Origin of the sequence: Vulcanisaeta distributa JCM 11217, assembly GCF_001316005.1 — an archaeon.
Lineage (GTDB): Archaea > Thermoproteota > Thermoprotei > Thermoproteales > Thermocladiaceae > Vulcanisaeta > Vulcanisaeta distributa_B.
The window spans coordinates 259,297-280,126 of record NZ_BBBJ01000002.1 but is presented as its reverse complement, the minus strand read 5'-3'; the positions used below and the strand labels follow the sequence as shown (position 1 = coordinate 280,126).

The 20,830-nt window shown below is 45.0% G+C and carries 17 protein-coding genes and 6 pseudogenes; 8 read left to right on the top strand and 15 right to left on the bottom strand.

The window, feature by feature from the left end; genetic code table 11:
• Nucleotides 1–131 precede the first annotated feature (131 nt).
• The 3 genes and pseudogenes from JCM11217_RS13430 to JCM11217_RS13420 form a co-directional block, all read right to left on the bottom strand.
• On the bottom strand, nt 132–401 hold the full coding sequence (locus tag JCM11217_RS13430; RefSeq protein WP_243678214.1) for a hypothetical protein: 270 nt from the start codon (nt 399–401) through the stop codon (nt 132–134).
• A gap of 100 nt (nt 402–501) precedes the next feature.
• Nucleotides 502–1,050 carry a hypothetical protein gene (locus JCM11217_RS13425; protein ID WP_243678213.1) on the bottom strand — a complete coding sequence of 183 codons (549 nt, stop codon included), beginning with the start codon at nt 1,048–1,050 and terminating at the stop codon, nt 502–504.
• Nucleotides 1,051–1,092: 42 nt separating this feature from the next.
• Nucleotides 1,093–2,035: pseudogene (locus JCM11217_RS13420) on the bottom strand (phenylalanine--tRNA ligase subunit alpha).
• Between the two features lie 773 nt (nt 2,036–2,808).
• Here JCM11217_RS13420 and JCM11217_RS03525 point away from each other — a divergent pair.
• From JCM11217_RS03525 to JCM11217_RS03505, 6 genes and pseudogenes are all read left to right on the top strand, one after another.
• A pseudogene (locus JCM11217_RS03525) lies at nt 2,809–3,605 on the top strand (electron transfer flavoprotein subunit beta/FixA family protein).
• Between the two features lie 5 nt (nt 3,606–3,610).
• Nucleotides 3,611–3,754: a hypothetical protein gene (locus tag JCM11217_RS13415; protein WP_243678212.1), complete on the top strand. Its 144-nt coding sequence runs from the start codon at nt 3,611–3,613 to the stop codon at nt 3,752–3,754.
• Nucleotides 3,741–4,535, top strand: coding sequence for an electron transfer flavoprotein subunit alpha/FixB family protein (locus JCM11217_RS03520; protein WP_243678211.1), 795 nt, complete (start codon nt 3,741–3,743; stop codon nt 4,533–4,535). The genes JCM11217_RS13415 and JCM11217_RS03520 overlap by 14 nt, the downstream gene beginning before the upstream one ends.
• Nucleotides 4,536–4,768: 233 nt before the next feature.
• Nucleotides 4,769–6,409 (top strand): (Fe-S)-binding protein, encoded by a 1,641-nt coding sequence (locus JCM11217_RS03515; protein WP_054842089.1) that lies wholly within the window; start codon nt 4,769–4,771, stop codon nt 6,407–6,409.
• Between the two features lie 37 nt (nt 6,410–6,446).
• Nucleotides 6,447–7,046, top strand: a complete 600-nt coding sequence (locus JCM11217_RS03510; protein WP_243678210.1) for a KEOPS complex kinase/ATPase Bud32 — start codon at nt 6,447–6,449, stop codon at nt 7,044–7,046.
• A gap of 125 nt (nt 7,047–7,171) precedes the next feature.
• Nucleotides 7,172–7,630, top strand: a complete 459-nt coding sequence (locus JCM11217_RS03505) for a 30S ribosomal protein S15 (protein ID WP_054842059.1) — start codon at nt 7,172–7,174, stop codon at nt 7,628–7,630.
• 5 nt (nt 7,631–7,635) lie between these two features.
• Here JCM11217_RS03505 and JCM11217_RS03500 read toward each other — a convergent pair whose 3' ends face one another.
• The 4 genes and pseudogenes from JCM11217_RS03500 to pgk form a co-directional block, all read right to left on the bottom strand.
• Nucleotides 7,636–8,091 carry a UPF0179 family protein gene (locus JCM11217_RS03500; RefSeq protein ID WP_054842058.1) on the bottom strand — a complete coding sequence of 152 codons (456 nt, stop codon included), beginning with the start codon at nt 8,089–8,091 and terminating at the stop codon, nt 7,636–7,638.
• Nucleotides 8,092–8,185: 94 nt separating this feature from the next.
• Nucleotides 8,186–9,148 (bottom strand): M28 family peptidase, encoded by a 963-nt coding sequence (locus JCM11217_RS03495; protein WP_243678209.1) that lies wholly within the window; start codon nt 9,146–9,148, stop codon nt 8,186–8,188.
• Between the two features lie 44 nt (nt 9,149–9,192).
• A pseudogene (locus JCM11217_RS03490) lies at nt 9,193–10,244 on the bottom strand (type II glyceraldehyde-3-phosphate dehydrogenase).
• 119 nt (nt 10,245–10,363) lie between these two features.
• Nucleotides 10,364–11,461 carry a phosphoglycerate kinase gene (pgk, locus tag JCM11217_RS03485; RefSeq protein ID WP_243678208.1) on the bottom strand — a complete coding sequence of 366 codons (1,098 nt, stop codon included), beginning with the start codon at nt 11,459–11,461 and terminating at the stop codon, nt 10,364–10,366.
• 129 nt (nt 11,462–11,590) lie between these two features.
• Here pgk and JCM11217_RS03480 point away from each other — a divergent pair, with 129 nt between their 5' ends.
• Nucleotides 11,591–12,187: a KH domain-containing protein gene (locus tag JCM11217_RS03480; RefSeq protein WP_054842057.1), complete on the top strand. Its 597-nt coding sequence runs from the start codon at nt 11,591–11,593 to the stop codon at nt 12,185–12,187.
• Here JCM11217_RS03480 and JCM11217_RS03475 read toward each other — a convergent pair.
• From JCM11217_RS03475 to JCM11217_RS03460, 4 genes and pseudogenes are all read right to left on the bottom strand, one after another.
• Nucleotides 12,160–12,794: pseudogene (locus tag JCM11217_RS03475) on the bottom strand (30S ribosomal protein S3ae). The gene JCM11217_RS03480 and the pseudogene JCM11217_RS03475 sit on opposite strands and share 28 nt — an antisense overlap.
• A 75-nt stretch (nt 12,795–12,869) precedes the next feature.
• Nucleotides 12,870–13,136 (bottom strand): KEOPS complex subunit Pcc1, encoded by a 267-nt coding sequence (locus JCM11217_RS03470; RefSeq protein ID WP_054842056.1) that lies wholly within the window; start codon nt 13,134–13,136, stop codon nt 12,870–12,872.
• 4 nt (nt 13,137–13,140) lie between these two features.
• On the bottom strand, nt 13,141–14,292 hold the full coding sequence (locus JCM11217_RS03465; protein ID WP_054842055.1) for a hypothetical protein: 1,152 nt from the start codon (nt 14,290–14,292) through the stop codon (nt 13,141–13,143).
• An 84-nt stretch (nt 14,293–14,376) separates the two neighbouring features.
• Nucleotides 14,377–16,102 (bottom strand): annotated as a pseudogene (locus JCM11217_RS03460) (radical SAM protein).
• A 67-nt stretch (nt 16,103–16,169) separates the two neighbouring features.
• On the opposite strand from JCM11217_RS03460, the gene JCM11217_RS03455 reads away from it, so the two are divergent.
• Entirely contained in the window at nt 16,170–16,925 is a 756-nt protein-coding gene (locus JCM11217_RS03455; RefSeq protein WP_054842054.1) for a helix-turn-helix domain-containing protein, read from the top strand.
• Here JCM11217_RS03455 and serS read toward each other — a convergent pair.
• The 4 genes and pseudogenes from serS to JCM11217_RS03435 form a co-directional block, all read right to left on the bottom strand.
• Nucleotides 16,880–18,337, bottom strand: a complete 1,458-nt coding sequence (gene serS, locus JCM11217_RS03450) for a serine--tRNA ligase (protein ID WP_243678207.1) — start codon at nt 18,335–18,337, stop codon at nt 16,880–16,882. The genes JCM11217_RS03455 and serS overlap by 46 nt on opposite strands.
• A gap of 45 nt (nt 18,338–18,382) precedes the next feature.
• Entirely contained in the window at nt 18,383–19,288 is a 906-nt protein-coding gene (locus tag JCM11217_RS03445; RefSeq protein ID WP_054842088.1) for a 3-methyl-2-oxobutanoate dehydrogenase subunit beta, read from the bottom strand.
• Nucleotides 19,289–19,293: 5 nt separating this feature from the next.
• Nucleotides 19,294–20,514, bottom strand: a complete 1,221-nt coding sequence (locus tag JCM11217_RS03440) for a pyruvate ferredoxin oxidoreductase (RefSeq protein WP_054842053.1) — start codon at nt 20,512–20,514, stop codon at nt 19,294–19,296.
• Nucleotides 20,515–20,795, bottom strand: a pseudogene (locus tag JCM11217_RS03435) (4Fe-4S binding protein).
• Nucleotides 20,796–20,830: the final 35 nt, after the last annotated feature.

Below are 20,830 nucleotides of genomic sequence, written 5' to 3'. Positions count from 1 at the left end.
TTATTACCGTATTATGAATTATGAGTAATGGAATTCCCGTTTGCGGAGATGGTTGATAATCCCTGGATAAAAATACTCAGTAAATACCCTACTCAGAAGGATCGTGAGGCCCTTAGGAAGGTCGATTTAGTTCAGTTATAGGTCATATAATTATTGTAACTAGGTATATGAGTGGGATGGACCCAAGTAGGATTGGTATTGGCAGCTGGTGCATACTTCTTAATTGGTAATAAGTACTTAAATGTTATGAATAGGCCAATGAGGATCCCGATTAGCGAGACGGCTGAGGCCAACGCGCTTTGAATTAATGTGAAGTTGTGATTGATGTATTGAAGCATGGTTAGTGAAACCAGGGTTGCGTATAGTACCAAGTCACCGACGCCAATGCCTATACCATCCATGTCTAGAATCAATCCCCCCCTAAGCAGTGGGTATTTGCCTTCACCATACTTGGAAAGCTCGGTAACTAATCGACCGAGTAAACCCCCCTATATACCATCACTATGTCGTAGAGTGGTAATGCAATAAGCAGTATTGCCAAGGTCCAGCTGGTAGGGCTATTGTAAAGATTACACCAGCCATGGAACTATACGCACTTATCGCTAAGGCCCTGACCACGGTGTTCCTGGCCCTAATCGCCGCGTACATAATTAACGCACTTATTATGATGGCTATCACGAATATTGATAATGGGTAATTAATCAATGGACTTACGTCATAGCCATAAACGTAGGTCATTGTATAAAATAATACAGAGCTTATTATAACGATAGCTAACAATATGTTTTTCAATGCCTCAAACGTCCTTATTAACCTCTGCTTTATTAGTCTATAAATTATGTACGTCGCCGCGACCATGATCACTATGATTACAGCCACATTGTATAGGCCGGCGCTTGATGTATTCACTGATTGGAATGGTGGGCCTGCAGGAACCTGGGTTTCGCCGATATTGATTAATCCTAATATGAGGAGCATCGCTATTATTGGTGATGTCAACGGCAGCAATAGATGCGCCGACTTAATGGCGCGCTCCTCACTCCTTGACACAGGTCATTACTGGCTCCTCGGGATTTATAACCTTAACTAACCTCAGCGGTTTAGGTTATTTATGAATCTTGAGTAGTTCGTCCAGTACCTCTTAATTACGTTGATATCCCTGGAAAACAAGTCCCTAATGTCCTCAATATTCATGAGTATCATGGCAATCCTATCAAGGCCCATGCCAAATGCCAAAACCCTACTCCTCCTAAGTCCGAGTGGCATCACCACCTCAGGCCTAAATATTCCGGAACCCACAAACTCAATCCAACCAAGCTTCTCGTGATATGCGTAGCCCTCGGCAGATGGGCTTGTGAATGGGAAGTAGGCTGGCTTAAACATGACCCTCTTCAACCCCCCCATCCCCCCCTCGCTAAGGCCTCGAGCACCCCCCCAAGTAGGTGCTTAAAGCTTAGGTTCTCACCAACGACGATACCATCAGCCTGGTGAAACTCCATGGAGTGCTTCGGGTCAAGGACCTCAGGCCTAAAGACCCTATCGATTGTGAATGCCCTGTACTCGCCATCACCGCGTTTATACAGTGTCCTTACAGAGACGGAAGTTGTCTGGGTCCTTAACACAAGCCTAACAGCTCTACTCGGGTCCCACTTATAGCCCCCCCACCCCCCCCTCGAGCCTGTTATCCATCCATCCTCATGAGTATGCGCAATCCTACTCACTAATTCATTATCGAGTATTTTACCCGTGCTTGGTACTTGAGGAAGTACGTGTCGTGGATTTCCCTGGCAGGGTGATCCTGTGCTTGGAACAATGCATCGAAATTCCACAGCTCAAGCTCCACATGTGGTCCATAAACCTCCTCAAAGCCCAGCGATATGAAGACCTCCTTAACGAACTTAATGAACTCAGAGAAGAAGTGCTTAGTTACGATGGGTGCCTGCGGTGTTGGTATTGATAAGTCGAACTTCTTAATAACAACATTTCTCCAGGCACCACTTGTTATTAATTCGGGAGTTAATGCCGTGACCACCATACCCACCTTTATCAAGCCCCTATCCATGAGGTCGCGGGCCTCATCCGTAATCAATAACTCAATAACGCTCCTTTCTCTCGCCTTAACGATATTTCTCCTAAGGAACTCCTGAATAATGGGCTTAATGCCCTCGGGTAACTCATCCTCAAAGACCCCATTCCTAACCTGGTTAAGTACATCCTGCCTATTGATCACGCTGTTAAGCTTGTCCTGAGAAACCGGCTCGATAACGCCCCCCCTATTAATTCTAACGATACCTAATTTACTAAGTGATGATATTGCGTAATTAACCTCGTTAATCATTAATGAAATACCATAATCCTTCGCGATACTGGGAACCTCATTAATACTTGGTTTACAATTACAGCTCAATAATACCCTTGCCAACCTAACCTCGGGAAGCCCCCCCACCTCAAGGTATCTCCTGCCCTCATCCGTCAACTCTATGACTCTCTTCATAACCCTATTAATGCGTATCAAGCCTAGGTTCTCAAGCTCAGCGATGCTTCTCATGAGGGAATTCGCGTCAGTACCTAGCTTAGACGCGACATCATCCACTCTAACAGGCGTGGTGCTATCCTTTAACAATCTCAGTATTTCAAACTCCTGCTGAGGTAGTATTAATTCTCTATTTTTATCTTCGCTCATTAATCTACGTTGATAGGCAATTCCCGTACCTTATAAGGATTACTTATGGTAATCCTGCCTTTAGAGACGCTATATAATATAAATAATGGATAATGCTAAAAAACACATGTTAAACCATATACGTAATGGAGATATTGGCACTCGTAAAACTGGCTCTCGACACGGGGGGGCAACTAAGGGTTAGCGAGACGAAGGTAGATATCGAAGCCACACCACTTAAGATAAGTGATATCGATAGAAACGCGGTTGAGGAGGCCGTTAGAATTAAGGAGAAGGCTGGCGGTAGGGTTCGCGTAATAACCGCACTTAAGTATGGTCCACTGGCAAAGAGGCAGCAGGAGGCTGAGAGCCTGCTTAGGGAGGTGTTGGCTATGGGCGCTGATGAGGCCTACTTAATAGTTGATAATGCCTTGATAAATAGTGATCAATTACTAACGCTAAGGCCATAGCCGCGGCAATAAGGAAGTTGGGTAATTACGACATAATAATTGCTGGTGAGGCAACAATAGATGGCTATACGAGTCAAGTCGGGCCCAGGGTCGCTGCTGAACTCGGGATACCCGTAATCTCCTTTGTTAGGGAGTTGAAGGTTGAGGGTAATAAGGTCGTTGCCAAGCGTGACCTTGAGGAGGCAGTGCAAACTGTTGAAGCTCAATTGCCGGTATTAGTGACGGTTACTAGGGAGATTAACGTACCGAGAATACCACCCCTACTCCAAATAAGGGCAGCAATGAAGAAGCCCATAAATAGGTTTAGCTTTGCTGACCTTGGTATTTCCGTAAAGTCACCTGTTGAGGTTGGAAACATCACGCCTATACAGGTTAAGAGGAAGGGCGTGATTATTAAGGAGGGTAGTGTTGATGAAAAGGTGGAGAAGCTCGTGCAAGCATTGATTCAGGAGGGTATAATAACTCCGAGGTGATGGGCATGGCGAAGGTCCTCGTGATTGGCTCAATAAATGATACGGGATTAATAGGTCTAGCGCAGAAGCTGGAGAGCCCAGAAATTCATTATTTACTACTTGGAACTGGGGGGGATGCAACCCAATTGGGTAAGTATGGGGGTCGCTAAGGCCTATATATTGAGTGCGCAGATCGATGAGGCATCATTCTCAGAGACGCTTGTGGATTTAATCAATGCCAATAATTACTCGGTAATAGCCGTTCCCGTGAGCAAGTTCTTCAAGACTGCAATAGCTATTACTGCGCAGAAGTTATCGGCACCCTTAATAGTCGATGTAATTGATCTAAAGCAAAGTGGTAATGTCCTTGAGGTAACGTATAATGGCATTGGGAATAGGGCTCAGGTGACCGTCAAGGTGACTGATAGGGCGTTCTTAATGGCACCGCCAGCGCGCTTTAAGCCTGTTGAGAAGGCGACAGCGATATCCACGGAGACGCTACAGCCTAAGGCCATCCCTAGCATTAAGGTTGTTTCTACTGAGGAGAAGCCTAAGGGTAAGGTTAGGATTGAGGATGCTGAGTTAATTGTTTCTGTTGGTAGGGGCTTTAAGAAGCAGGATGATCTTAAGCTCGCCTTTGAGCTGGCTGAGGTTCTTGGGGGGGCTGAGATTGGTTGTTCAAGGCCAATAGCCGCAGACCTTAAGTGGCTTAGTGAGGACCACTGGGTTGGACTGAGCGGTCACAAGGTCAGGCCAAAGCTATACGTGGCAATAGGCATAAGTGGACAACCACAACACCTAGCAGGCATGATGGAGTCTAAGACCGTCGTTGTAATAAACAACGACCCCAATGCGCCGTTCTTCAAGAACTGTGACTATGGCGTTGTTGAGGACTTATATAAATTCGTACCCGCCTTAACGAAGAGACTTAAGGAGTTGCTTAAGAAGTGAGGGATTAATTTATGGATCAAACCATACTAATTTACTTACTTTATTCCTTATACGCAGTAGACTTGGCATTGATAATCGCATTGATCGTCCGGCTTTACCACGAGGTTAGAGTAAGCAAAATACAATTAACTATAGGTCGGTTAATAAACTTCGTTAAGTATGAAATTAATGGTATAAGGAGAAGCTATGTTGATGCACTTCACTTCTCCATACTGGGTGGTGTTTCCCTATCAATGCTTTATACAATTCTTTATCCATGGATTTACAAGTACGTCATTGCGCATTACGTGATGTTTGCCATAGCCTTACCATTCATTGTGGGACTACTGGCAGCATTCGCATGGAGAGTGCAGGTATTTATTAGGGCGATTAATGTGCATAATTTCCTAGGAGTGTCTGAGGAGTTCAGGAGTAAATCGTTAACGCTTCAAGGGATTCTCATGGCTATAATACTGCTGACCACATCAACCCTTGTATTGACCATATTACCATCGTTATTTTACATTGACGTTAAGTTAACAATAACGATAGCTGACTATTTACTAATTGTGCTGTTCTATGCAAGGCCTGAGGTTAACCTATTCATGGACTTCGATAGAGGTCTTCCCAACATACGCATGCCGTTTAATATTAAGGATGTGATTGATGGTAAGGTCGATGCAAGTCAGGTTAAAATGGGTGTTGAGAAGTTAAGTGAGTTTGAGGATTATGAGGTACATAGCTTCAGCTCATGTGTTGAAATAGGCGCTTGTGAGGAGGCTTGCCCCGCAGTCGCTGCTGGTAGGCCGCTATCACCTAGAGTCCTTGTCAGGAAATTAGCGATACTGAAGGATTCATCTGGGCTTGAGTCGGAGGCGTTTAAGGTCATTAATGAGGACGAGTTGTGGGCATGCACGACCTGTGGCGCATGTACGTATAGTTGCCCAGTGGGTGTTAGGCATATTGACATAATAATGGATCTTAGGAGAAAGCTCGTTGAGTTAGGTAAACTTGACCAGAAGAAATCCAACTTACTCCTGAACCTATCTCAGTATAATAACTCAATGGGTATGCCGAACTATGGTAGACATGACTGGTTAAAGGAACTTGGTGTTAAGACAGTCCAAGAGAATCCAGACTTCGAGTACCTACTCTGGGTTGGTTGTATGGGTAGCTTTGATAATAGGGCTAGGGAAATAATCACGTCGCTAATAGACATCCTAAAATCAGCGGGTCTTCTGGATAAGGTGGCAATACTCGGTGATGAAGAGACGTGTTGCGGCGACCCAGCAAGGAGACTCGGTGAGGAGGGTAGGTTCCAGGAATTGGCGCTTAATAATATTGAGTTATTTAAGAAGTATAATGTAAGGAACATAATAACGATATGCCCACATGGTTATAATACGTTTAAGAATGATTATCCGAAGATTGATCCCTGGATGAGTAACGTGAAGGTACTACACCATTCAGAGTTCCTGAAGCAATTAATTGATGAAGGTAGGATAAAGGTAGGTAAGAATAACGTGGTCTTCACGATTCATGATCCATGCTACTTAGCCAGATACAATGGTGTCGTTGAGCCTCAAAGAAATATTGTTAGGAGACTCGGTGAATTAAGGGAGGCGAGAAAGCATGGAACGCAAACCTTCTGTTGCGGTGCTGGTGGCGCAAATTATTGGTATGATGTGCCTGAGAAGAAGAGGATTAGCCACATAAGGCTTGAGCAGCTGATGGAGACGAATGCCCAAACAATAGTGACGCTATGCCCATTCTGCAATGCCATGCTTACTGACGCGGCGAGGGTTAAGGGTGTTGAGGATAAGGTTAAGATACTGGATATATCCGAGATCGTTAAGGCCTCAATAATCAAGCCAGAGGAGGTTAAGGCATCCTAAAGTAAAAATTTTCAACCTAAATTAATCCCTTAATTTAATGGATCGTAAGCCGATAGCCATTGGTGCGGAGGCCGTGCTCTACCTGGAGGATTGGCTTGGGATGACTGTTCTAGTTAAGGAGAGGGTACCGAAGGGTTATAGGAGGGCTGAGTTTGATAATTACATTCGTAGATTGAGAACTATTAATGAGGCTAGGGCTATGATAAGGGCTAGGGAGTTGGGCATACCCGTACCCAGGATCTACGATGTTGACCTGGTTAGCATGAGGATTAGGATGGAATACCTAAATGGGATGCCGCTGGTTAAGTTACTAATGGGTAATGAGGTTAATGATGCGGTGATTAATTACGTAAGAACTATGGGTAATTACTTAGGTGTACTGCATAGGAGTGGGATAGTGCATGGTGACCCAACGCCGGCTAATGCACTAATAGTTAATGGCGAGTTATACCTAATAGACTTTGGTTTATCTGAGATCCTTGGCAGAGCACCTAACGCGCAGGACATTAGGATGCTGTATAAGCTGGCCCTTGACCTTAATGTAACCTTAAGGTCCTTTGAGGCATTGCGTAAAGATCAAAGTCAGTTACTATTTACTGAGTTCCTTAATGGGTATAGGGAGGCCATGGGGGCATGAATTGACGAGTAGGGTTGGGTCAATCGTTAATAGGTTAAGGAGGATGGTTAGGTATGCCGTTAGGTAATCTACTCGTCATCCTCACGAACAAATAAGCTTTAAAACTTCTCTAGATATCGTTAGGCGTGCCTCACCGTAGTAGGCATAAGCACGGTAGAAGTGGAAGTACAAGGCCTGTGTCTAAGGTAACGCCTTCATGGGTTTCATACACCCAGGAGGAGGTTGAGCAGTTAGTAATTGAGCTAGCTAAGAGGGGGGGCTTCTCGCCATCGATGATAGGCATAATACTTAGGGACCAATACGGCATACCACTTGTCAAGCCAATACTTGGTAAGAGCATTACCGAGGTATTACAGGAGCATGGACTGGCTCCGCAAATACCTGAGGATCTAATGAACCTCATCAGGAGAGCCGTGAAGATTAGGAAGCACCTTGAGGAGCATCCAAAGGATCTAAGTGCAAGGAGGGGGGGCTTGAACCTTGTTGAGTCAAAGATACACAGGTTGATTAAGTATTATAAGCGTGTTGGTAAGTTGCCTCAGGACTTCACATACACGCCTGAGGCATTCTCAATGCTTGCATAACGTGATTAATCAAGTGGTATTACCTCAGCGAGCACATAACCCTCATTATTACACTTAACCCGGCCAGTCTCTCTCACAATCTTCACCTTAGTGCCGTCCTTAAGCACATTATCACTGGGTAAGTACCTCCTAGCGTCATTACACGTGATTAATGACTTTGTATACGTAATAACAACACCCTCAATAAATAGCTTGGTCGGTACAGGGATGATTATTGGGAGTTCCTCGGCGATTATCGGAACCATGTCCTCACCGGTTAAGAGGCATTTATTAGGTTGCGGTAGGCCAACGTGCTTAACCTCAACGATCCTATAGATCCTGCCAGGCTTAAGCCTAGCCACGCATATGTTAAATAATTTGCATTGTCTACATTCATTTGGAATTGAGTATAGCCTAAAGGTCTTACCAACGACGGCTTGCTCCTTACCGATTAATGTCATTACCCTCTTGGTCTCCATCATTTCTCACTAATAATGGCCTTGCTCCTTATGAAGTCGAGGTTTAATAATAGAGTCCTTAATAAGCTTTCGACTTGCATTAAATCATCAATGCTTATTAACGAGGCTGGTGAGTGTATATACCTCGCGGGGGGGTTGATATCACTAATGACGGCACACCAGTACCGTAGGTATGCACTACCCCCGCATCCGTACCACCGTATGGATTAACCTGAACCTGATACCTAATATTGCTGTTCTCAGCCAGCTCAATAGCTACTGATAGTAGCCTAGGATTAGCAATCATAGACCTATCGTACGCCCTCAATGCAGCGCCACCGCCAATCCTCGTTATCCAAACATCCTCACTACTTGTTGGTACGTCAGCGGCAACCGTGGTCTCCACGATAAATGCCATGTGGGGATTAACCTGGTGAACAACCGCATTAATGCCCCTGAGGCCAACCTCCTCCTGGGTATTCCATGAGAAGTACAGCGATACATCGCCACTAACCTTATTCCTAATGTCCCTAAGCGTGTCTATTAGAACTGTACAGCCAACCCTATTATCAAATGCCTTACCAATAGCCACGGAACCCCCCCTCTGCCTAAAGTTCCCAATAAACGTGCCCGGAGTGCCCGGCATTACACCGCTCTTAAAGGCCTCATCTCTACTGCTAAAGCCTGCATCGACATATAGCTCCTCAAACCTTGATGGTGGCTTCTCCTTACGTAGATGCGGTGGATCAACACCAACAACACCAACTATATCACCGTTCCTCCCCATAAACACAAGCTCCTTATCAAGGAGTGTCCATGGATCTAAACCGCCAATAGGTATTATTCTTAGAAAGCCCCTTTGGTCTATGTGGGAAACCATAACTCCAACTTCATCCATATGGGCACTAATTAGGACCTTAAATGGGCCATTACCAACCCTGGCAATTAGGTTGCCCATATTATCAATAATAACCTCATCTACGTAATCACCCACGAAGCCCCTAATGATCCTCCTCACCCTATCCTCGAAACCTGAAGGACCCACCTCCGTTGATAATCGACCCAGTATGTCAATGTCCATACAAGTACAGGGATTACTAAGGCTTAAAAGCTTTGAACCTGTGATCAAGAAAGGTTGTAATTCTTGCCTGTGGTTATGAGATTAAGCATTAAGTCAGTCTTCCTAATCGAGTCCCACTTACTGGAGAGCTTAAACATGGCCCTCACGGCATCTATGTTCTCAGGAACCACAATACTCTCCTGATGAACACCCTGCATTAGGAATAACTCGTTCTGAAACACGGTTATTGAGTCCTCAATTACCGCATTCTCCATCACATCACCTCTAAGTCTACCCATGTCCCTAGCCCACTCAATTATTTGTGCAAGTGATTCGAACTTCCTCGATGCGGAATTAAACAATAATATCCTAGGCGTCTCCTCGAGAATCCTCATAACCTCACCCTTACTTACCTGACCATCAAACTCTATGTTAACCATGTGTAAGTGCATCATTGTTGTGGGTACGGCCACCGCCATGGTAATTATGTCGATGTTTGGTATCACGGTCTGCACATCAGGACCGTGGTGGCTGGGTACCGTGGCTGGGTTAAACACGACATCGTTAATAGGCCCCCCCTTCTTAAACTCCCTAGGGTCGGCACCTCTCCTCACTAGGTATGCCCTAACCCTCCTTATCTTATAACCATGGATCAGGAAGGCACTTATTAATCTCGAGAGAGCGGTTGTGTTGCAACTAACGACTCTAATGAACCTCTTGCCAACGGCCACATCGTAATTGGCGAGCGCGTTGAAACTTACTTCGGCAACTTCGGCCTCTTCACCGCCTTGGAATATGGCCCTTAACCCAGCTGTTCGTAGATTTTAGCCCTATTCTCCGCGCCAACGCCGTCTGGCGTTGCGTCAATAATTACATCAACGTTCTTAATAAGGTCATTAATAGTCCCCCCCGCGACTTTAATCCCGGCTTTCTCGAACTTACCAACCCTATCTTCATAAGTATATAACTTAATGCCCTTACTTATGGCAACCTCACTCTCATAATCGGGTGTTTGCTTAATTACACCAATTAACTCCATATCATCCATTTTCATTACCGCGTCAGCGACCCTCTTCCCAATCGTTCCATAACCCACTATGCCTACCTTAACCGTCATGGCTCACACCCAGAATCTAGACCTGGAGAGTTCAAGGGCCTTAATACCGGGTAGGTATGGATCTGCTAGGAATTGAATAAATGCCCTACCGCCAGTGGATACATGGCTTATCTTATCTATCAACCGAACTTCCTGGCAGACATTATCGTGTGGCCACCACCGATTATGGTGAACTGCGCATTATCAACCATAACCCTCATCACCTCCCTCGTACCTACCGCAAACTGATCAACCTCAACCAAGCCAAGAGGCCCTGTCATTATCGCTATGTCCGCTGTTAGTATATGCTTATTGAACAGCTCAATGGTCCCAGGCCCTATATCAAGCATCGACTGTGCATTGCTTGGTTCAATTACCTTACCATCTGACTGAACAGCATCTACCGGAAGTACTATCTTATCGCTGAATAATTTCATTACGTCCATCGCGTCATTAATCGTGCCCTGATCAACTTTAACATTACTAAGTAACTTATTATTGCCATGCCTCAAAGCCAGGAATAGTTGACCAACTAATCCGCCAATTAATACCTTATTAATGAGGTTCTTAGTTAATAATGCCTTAATGGCTTTCACAGTCTCTGGAACCTTAGCGCCGCCGGCGATTAATACCGTGGACACGCCCCCCCTCGCATTAAGCACCTTACCTAATGCGTTGACCTCCCTCTCCATTATGATGCCCATACAGCTCGGTAATACGTATGGGAACCCAACAATGCTTGGCTGTGACCTGTGCGCCGTGGCGAAGGCATCAAGAATGAAGTAATTAAATAATGGTGCTAACTTCCTCACTAGGTATGTATTTGCAAGCTTCTGTGGCTCTCCCTCAATTACCTCTTCACTGATGAACCTAAGGTTATCGAGCATCAACACCTCACCAGGCCTTAATTTACTTATCTCTTCACGTGCCCTAGGCCCTATAACATCATCTATAAAGCGCACATCCATACCCAGGTACTTACTAAGAACCTTAGCGTGTGTTTCAAGGGACACAAACTCTGGGTCTCCAGGTCTGCCCTGGTGCGTCACCACAACAACAGGTAGACCTAAATCAACGAGATATTTTATGGTCTTTGAGTGAGCCTCAATCCTATAATCATCAAGTATTTCGCCAGAGTCCCTATTTATTGGGACATTCATGTCAACCCTAACTAACACCCTGCCCTTACTGCATAGGTTTATTGTTGGGAGTGAACTGGGTAAACTGGGTAAACCCATACTACCCAATTATGGCTAGGTAGTATATTTAAAATTTTCCTACCATAGTAATAATTATAATTATTAATAATTTACAAATTCACGGAGAAAGCAAGATTTTTAATCCGAGGAGGTTATGTAAATGGGAACATGATAAGTGACTACATGAAGGGAGGCTTTAAGCTCGTGGTTGAGAAGAATAGGTTGAAGGCGATTAGCGATTCGATAAAGGCGATTGAGGAGGAATTTGGTGTTAAGGTAATGGTTGATAATGATAAAGGTGAGGTTACGATAATTCCAGGTAGTAATACAAACTTTGATCAGTTGATGAAGGCTAAAAATATTATTGAGGCCATATCATACGGCTTTGATTATAATGATGCCCAAAACCTAAGGAGTGATGATTATACCCTTGAGATAATTGATTTGAGGGACTATGTCAATAAGGATAAGTCCAACCACATTAGTAGGATTAAGGCTAGGATAATTGGTGAAGATGGTAGGGCCAAGAGGGTTCTCCAGGAGTTAACGGATACGAACATAGTAATTGGTGATAAGTACATAGCAATTCTCGGACTTTACGAGAACGTTAAGGTGGCTAGGGAGGCCATAGAGATGTTAATTCGCGGTAAGCAGCACGCCACGGTGTATAGGTGGATTCAGAATTGGAGGAGGGAGAGTAGGTATAGGGAGTTGATGGAGAGGTTGAGTAGGAGTTATTATGAGGAGGGTGAGGAAGAAGGCTGAGACTCAGCAGTTGTCTCTGCGACCTTAACCTCCTCACCTACTGGCTTAACCTCACCACCCATTGGGTATCTCAATACCTTTATTTTATAAACCTCGACCTTCCTTAGTGGGTATATCTTCTTTCCAACAGCAAATAATTGATTGCTTACATCGCCAAATACCGCGGCCTTTATGAACCCATTAAAGTCAACCTTACTAGCAAGCTCATTTAAAGCCTTAGAGAATTCCCTCCTAATTGCCCTCTTTGGCTTGATTTGCACCTTGTCGGTGTCATGGCGAGTATTGTGACCCTAAGTAATGCATTGTCCGTGGTATTTATATCCTGAATTAATTGAATAAGACTTGAACCCCCCCTCCTGATCAAGCTCTTTATATAATCTCTCGTTAACTCCATACCCTTAAACCTCGTATACGCCCTCTCACCCTCGACCCTATCTATCTGAAATCTCAACTTTATATGGAGGTGGCTGAGATCCCTCGTTATGTCAAATAATGTTACCTCAATCGTCCTGCCAATAAGGGCGTTAGGCTCGTTGGCAGGTACCTCGCCAATCTCCATACCATTGAATAACGCGGGTGCATACACAGTGAACCACTTCTTAATCATCCACTTACCTGTCTTAACCTGCTTCTGCTCAGACACGTTGATCTTATCGTTGATCAAAAAACCCTTTTTATATTTTTACCTTCCTAAACTACTGAGGGATTCCATCACGACCTTCAAATTTCTAATGAAGTCATCAATCGTATTATAAACACTCAATAATCTATCATCATCAACGTCATACTCAACTTCGTAAATCAGCCTATTATCAACGCACTTAATAATTGATGTGACACCCTGCGGTAGTCCTCTTTCATCAGGTGACAATGATGATGCGATTACTCGGCAATCCTCATTACTTTTCGTAGTAATTTCCAGGATAACCCTGCCCCCCCTAATAATCATTGCTTTAACCCCCCCTCACAGCTATTGAGTAATTACCGCGTTTAAACATTAAATCCGCATCCGCGATATCCTCATTAAACGCACAAATTAATTGCAATGGCTCATTCTCAATAGTGAAGGACTTACTCCCAGTCTCGGTTTTGAAGCTAACTATTGAGCATAATCTATCAATTAGCGTTAATGGTTGATAACCCTGCCTCACCGTAATACTATCCCTATCCAATTGCCTTACATACTCACTAACCACGGCTATGTACTTGACAAGTGTATTATCCATATCCTTAACACTTTGCGGATTAAGTACCGGGTTTAACAAGCCACCTGCGTATTCCCAAAGCACCAATTGAGACTCTACGGCAAGTATTGTCTCTAAAACATCGACATCAGTGTTAATCCACCTCCTATGCATGAGCACGAGCTTATCAAGGTAATCACCTCTAAACCCAGCCCTCAACATGTAATCGCTAATGTACTTTAGCAGGGTCATTACCTCGTCCTCGCCAAGGTCCTTATACGACGCATCACCTCTCTTGGCAATGGCCTTTACGAGATTCCTGGCCTCAGCCTCATTACCCGTGATATTAGGTATTATGGGTGAGAGGGCGCGTGAGAGTGAGGTGCTTAGTGGCAGCCTGAGTATGCCTGGTAATGCTGGGTAATTAATGAGTTCTGTTGTTAACCAACCATTAAATAATGAGATATTGTAATCGGGTGTTACGGAAAACTCGTAGGTAATGGCAGTCTCCAGGAATTTCATTGAGTCCTGACTCAACTCATTATTTAGCAATTGCCATATTAATTGAGGCATTGAGTCCGTGGACTCCAAATAGGCATCTGCACTGACCCAGTCAATACTCTCCTTACCGATTACGAATACTCTCTTGCCATTGAAGGAGTGGGCTAGTTCATCAAGTCTCATGATAGTGGGTGGGTCGATAAGTAGGACTGAGTTGTACCTACCTATTACGTCTCTTCTCAAGTCATTTAATGACTCCAACGTTAGTAATGTCACATGCGTTAATAAGCCTCTATTAAATCGTTCCATTAAGATCGTCATGGCTGAAAATAGGGAATTTATGAATGGCGGTACTACTATGAGTAGGTTATCTGATGAGTTTATGATTGAATCCAGGATAAGCCTACCTCTTGATTTCACATTACTTGTGAGTAAAGAATACTTATTAATAATTACTTGGGTATAGGTTGAATAAATACGGATAAATCTTTATGAGGTTGCAAATCATATGTAGACCGACGTGTTCTTCGCAAGCTTTATCTTAAGCCAGTCCTTCACGTCCATCTTAAAGCTATGCTCAATCTTATCTCTGTGGAAGTTATTCATTGTGCAGAAGGGTATTATCCTACCATCAGGCGTTGCATAGTGTATGTCGCACCTCTGAACCCTCTGCACATCAAAGTTAAAGACATCCATGAAGTGCATTATCCCAAGGCCAATCACGTTAAACATGATCTGACCCAGCGATTCATAGTCCTTCTTTATCAGGAAATTAGCGAGTATGTTCCTAAAGCCTTGTGCTTAACATACCTAAGCAATTTCAAGGTCTCTACCGCGGCTATTCCCCCCCTCCAAACACCACCCCCCCTAACAGCCTTACTGTGTAGGTCCCAAACGGTCTTTTCGAAACCATCAACATCAACAACCTTGGTTATTGGTAGTATGTCCTTGGTATCCTCATCGTAGTAGATAAACGTTGATGCACCACAGACTGGGTTATTACCAAATATTGGCTTTGGACTACCCGTTATTGCCTCAACCAATTTACCAAGCGCCACAGGCCAGTTAACAGGTCTCCAGTCCCACTTACTTATCTTACCGCCTGTCTGGGTCTCAATTTCATTTATTACGTCGGGTATCGTTATCCTGAACTGCCTAATCTCCTCAGGACTATACTCCTTAGCCCTGCCTGCGAAGGCCACAGGCTGTATATTAATCCACCTAACCACATCCCTATTCTCAACCGCAAAGTCGATTATTTTACCAATATCCTTATCATTATAGTTCCTGGCCATCGTGACCACCAAAACCACGGACCTATGACCGAGCTTCCTGGCGTTCTCAATAACCTTCTTTCTAACGGCTACGTATGCCCTTGGGTCATAAAGCCTATGCTCCATACGCCCTGGTTATTTGGATCTATCGTATCAAACTGTAGGTAGATGGTTGACATACCAGCATCTAGAAGCTTCTTATAGTAGTCAATATCGTTTGCTAGTCTTATACCATTAGTATTAACCTCTATGTGATCAAAACCAAGCGCCTTAGCCATTCTAATGATTTCTGGCAAGTCATTCCTTAATGTGGGCTCACCGCCACTAAATTGAATTGCATTCGGTGCCCAGGGCTTTTGGGCTCTGAGTGTCCTAAGCATGTACTCGATCTGCTCGAGTGTTGGTTCATACACGTAGCCAGCCGCGTAGGCGTTGGCGAAGCATACTGGGCACTTCATGTTACATCTATTTGTTACGTCGATTATTGCAAGTACGGTATTAGTCTTATGGACAGGGCATAATCCACAAGCGAATGGACAACCGCTGGTGGTTATGTAGTAATCTAGGTCTGTATTGGGGTTTGCAGTACCATTACCAATATACTCCGGAGAATCCCATTGGAGGAAGTAGTAGTAAAGTTCGGCATCGCCCCCCCAGTACAAGTCCCTGAATGTTCCATGTTCTGGGCAAGTCTTTTTCAGCCATATTGCTCCATCTTCCTCATAAACAACCATTGGTATCTGCCTATTACAGACTGGGCATACAGATACCGAGACCTTAACAACCCTAACGTGATCTGGTAAACCAAATTGCTTCTTCCACATCTGCTGTAGTCTTTCATTCTCCAGCGCATTTCTGTAGTGTCTAGGTAGTTTGAACCTGCTTAGGTCCACGAGGGGCCTTCTCGGTTTTTGCACTTCAATCAATTCCGTCTTTGCAGCCGCTACCTGAACCATTACGGAACTTGAGGGTTAATTATTTAAAAGCTTTGTCACCAATTGATACTCTCAGAAGTGTTTTAGTATGAGCATTGAGAAGAGGCTTCAGGAGCTCGCCAGGTTCATAGGATTAACGAGCTATGACATAAAGGCGTACATAGCGCTTGTAGAGAATGGCCCATTAACCGCAAGAGACGTCGCGATGAAGGCGAACATACCATCATCCAAGGTATACTCAGTACTTCATAAGCTGTATAGATTAGGTTATGTGGAGATTGATGATAAGAAGAGACCTGAGCTTTTCTATGCCGTATCACCAACGGACATATTCAATAAATTAATCCAGAGGTTCTCCGACTACGTGAATTCAGTAAAGCCCTTAATAGATTCGTTACAATTAATGTACGAATCAGCCTATAAGGGTAGGGTAACCGCCCAAAGTGAATTGCTTTACGTTGTTAGGGGGGGTCTTGATAGTACTAAGGAATTGATAATGAAATCCATGGGCTACGGAAGTCTTGACGTCGCGACCCCCCCATACATGGAGTTGCTTGATCATAGAGTACTGTCAATGGTTGAGGATATATCACGTAATAACGAAGTAAGACTGTTGGTTTCTCGCGATATTATTAATCACGTTAAAGACCTTCCACCCAGAATACACATTAGGGTTAGGGATAAACTATTCGGCGGCGGCTTTATTGGTGTTGGTGGTGTGGTCCTCATCATTAAGCATGGCGTGGATTATATAAGCCTATTCTCAAGGCAGGACTACATAATTGATATAGCGAAAACCTACTTTAATAATCTATGGAATGACGCAGAGATATTCCAGCGGTGATTACTCAATGATTGGGTTACCCTTTTCATCCCTCTTAACCTTCTTCCTCGGATATATGGCGTCGGTCGGCCCCCCTTACTAAATATTTCAAGGTACTTCCTTAAGACCTTTGGTATTACCACGGTGCCATCGGGCTCTTGATAATTCTCGAGTATTGCGGTTATAGCTCTTGTGCTCGCTATGGCCGTTGAGTTAAGAGTATGCACGAACTCCCTCCTCATGTCCTTCCTAAGAACCCTAATTCCAAGTTTAGCAGACTGCCAGTCAGTGCAGTTACTGCATGAAACCATCTCCCTATACATCCCCCCCTGCGCCGGCATCCAAACCTCAAGGTCATACTGCTTGGCGGCGCACCTACCCATATCATGGGCACAAAGCAGTACTACCCTGTATGGCAGGCCAAGGCCTTGCCACAGCTCTTCGGCATTCCTTATCAATTCCTCATGCCACTTCCAGCTCTCCTCAGGTAATGAAAACACGAACTGCTCAACCTTATGGAACTGGTGAACCCTAAAGATACCCTTCATATCCCTATTACCTGCACTGGCCTCTCTCCTGAAGCTTGGCGATACTCCAACGAATAGTAACGGCAATTGATCCTCAAGGAGCTCAGTGCGTCTTAAGTATGCGGCTATTGGGTGCTCGGCAGTACCAATTAGGTATAGGTCCTCATTCTCCACCTTATACACCATGTCCTTGAACGTCTCCATGTCAAGGACCTCAGAGAGTACTTCGTACTTAAGCATGTACGGTGGGAGCACGAGCCTGAAGCCCTTCTTAGTCATATAGTCAATGGCATAGGCAATCAGCGCCATGTCAAGCATTACTAAGTCATCGAATAGGTAATAAAACCTAGACCCAGCCACCTCACCTGCCTTAAGTGTATCACCCATGCCAAGCACGACCTCGAGCATGTCAGCGTGGCCTATGGGCTTCCAATCAATGGTTTCGTACGGCACGTTAAATCCAAAACGTTCCGTTTGATCCTTAAACTCCTTAATGTGCCCAACCCAAACCTTGGGTGTTCCATAGAACCTGACTGGTATTGAGTCAACACCCTCTGGGCAATTGTAAGGTACGCTCTCATGGACTAGGTTCGGTATTGACCTAAGCACCCTCTCCCTCTCCTTCTCAATACTATCTAGCTCTTCCTCCTTCTTCTGAATCTCATTCAATAATTCCTTAGCCTCCATTATCTTCTTCTCCCTCTCAGCACCACTCAACTTACTAACCTCCTTAGTGATTACGTTATGCCTATGTCTCAACTCATCGATCTCCGCCTTAAGGCTTCTCCACTTACTATCCAGTTCAATGAACTTATCAACAACGCTAACGTCCATCCTCCTCTTTTTAAGTGAGTCCCTGACAACGTCTGGCTTATTCCTTAATGCATCCAATAAGCTCCAGCTCATTGCGGTTCTAGGATTTGCATAATTATTAAATTTTATTTGAAATGATTATTTGAAAATCTCAGCCAACTTGAGTATTAAGTCCCACTGCCTATCTATCTTCTCCTCCATGATCTTGATATCCTCAGGCTTAAGGTGCGCAAACCTACCCTGAATCTTTATGTACTCCTCCAACGGCTTCCTCCTAGACTTATCCTTATATGGAAGGCTTGGCGGACTTATTGTCAGCTTGCCCTGATTATACTCCCAGAGAATCCAGGCACCGGTCTCGACAGCGAGCCTAGCCGCCCTTATCGTGTATGCATCGTCCATCTTCCAGCCAGGCGGGCATGGCGCATGGAGGTGTATGAACTTAAAGCCTTTGACCTGCATTGCTCTCCTAACTTTGTCGATGAAGTCCATTGGGTAGGCAATACTTGCTGTGGCTACGTAAGGCACCTTGTGCATGAGCATTATCAACGCCACATCCTTCTTATCCTCAGTCTTACCCCTCGGCGATGTTGTTGTCCAAGCCATCCAGGGCGTTGTACCGCTTGCCTGTATTCCCGTGTTCATGTACGCCTCGTTATCAGCCATTATGTAGAGTATATCCTCATTCCTATAGGCGGCGCCACTTAGCGTGGCAAATCCAATATCCGCGGTTGCGCCATCGCCAGCCCAAACAACCACAGGTCCATTATTACCCCTCTGCCTAACAGCCCTAACTATGCCACTCGCCACCGCCGGGCTTGATGCGAATGGTACGTGGAGTACGGGCACTGTGTATGCGGTGTATGGTGCAGAGCCCGGTATCACACTTGAGCAGCCAGCGGGTATTACCATGACGAACTTACCATCCAGGGCCATCGCTAATTGCCTCATACCGATTTGCAATGGGCAGCCGGGACACGCTGCTGTGCCAGGCATTATGAACTTTGTCCTTCCATACTTATGTAGTTCGTTCATCGTGACCATGCCCATCACCTCTCGATCTTCGGTATATACCAATACTTCCTAATCCTCACCTGTCCCTCACGCTCAACCTTATCAATGAATTCCTTCATTATCGCCTTAAACTCGTCTGATGACACATCAAATCCGCCAATACCGGCTAAGACACCTTCGAAGGACACGTTACTAGGTACGAAACCACTTACCTCGCTGGCTAATACCCCCCCACCCATACCTGCTGAGTAGTCCCTATCAAACACTATTACGCCCTTCATGCCATTAATCCACCCAGTAACATCCTCCTCTGGAAATGGCCTTACGTACCTAATCCTCAATAATCCAATTGGGTATCCCTCATCCCTAAGCCTATCAACTGCGTTCATTATATCACCACTCCACGCACCCATCGATATCGCCAGGTACTTAGCATCACTACACCTGTAGCACTCGGTCAATGGTCCATACCTCCTACCCGTTAACTTAGCGTACTCGTCATAAACTTCTGCGATAACCTTCTTCGCAGATTCCATGGACTCATCCATATACTTCTTGAGTAATGCGTGGTATACATCATTACCTGGTAAATTACCCATTGTAATGGCCTCACCACCAGGCTCAATGGTATATGGAATCCTCGGGTTCCTTGGTGGTAACCAAGCATCGACATCCTCCTGTGATGGAACATCAAGGGGGGGCTCAGCTGTATGGCTTAGGATAAAGCCATCAAGGCCCACCGCAACGGGCAACAACACTCTCTCATCTTCGCTTATCTTAAATGCCGTTAATGTCATGTCGAATGCCTCCTGAACATTCTGTGCCATGCCGATTATCCAACCACTATCCCTAATGGCTAATAAATCGGTGTGCTCATCATGTATATTCCATGGTGGCCCAACGACCCTTGTGACCACGGCCATAACGAATGGGACCCTTGAAGCTGCGGCCCACCAAAGCATCTCATACATGTAGAATAGGCCGTGGCTTGAGGTTGCGGTGAAAGCCCTAGCGCCTCCTGCGGCGGCGCCGTATACCGTGGCCAATGCAGCAAATTCGCTCTCAACCCTCACGTAATCAGCCTTTAATTCACCCTTCTCAATCATCTCGCTGATTCTCTCAACAATGAGTGTCTGCGGCGTTATTGGATATGCCGAGACCACATTAACCCTAGCCAGCTTCACAGCCTCGGCAACTGCGTGATCACCAACCAAGACCTTTCTAACCTGTCTCGCGAGAGATATCTGCCTGCTCATTCACACCACCCCCCCCTCCTTAACCATGTCAATAGCCTTAACAGGGCAAACATCCGCGCATATTCCACAGCCCTTGCAATAGTCATAGTTAATCCTGACGTTCTTATCCTCAAGCCACTCAATAACATTCTCAGGCAGTAAAGCCAACAAATACCGCACTTAGTGCACTTGGAATAATTAATCACAGGCCTATAAACACGCCATGTTCCAGTCCTACCACCGGCACCCTCCGCCGGTGTTGACAGTAAGAGTCCCCCCCTTAATTTCTCGGCAACGCTCATGTCACTCACCCCCCCTGACTAACTCATAACCCATT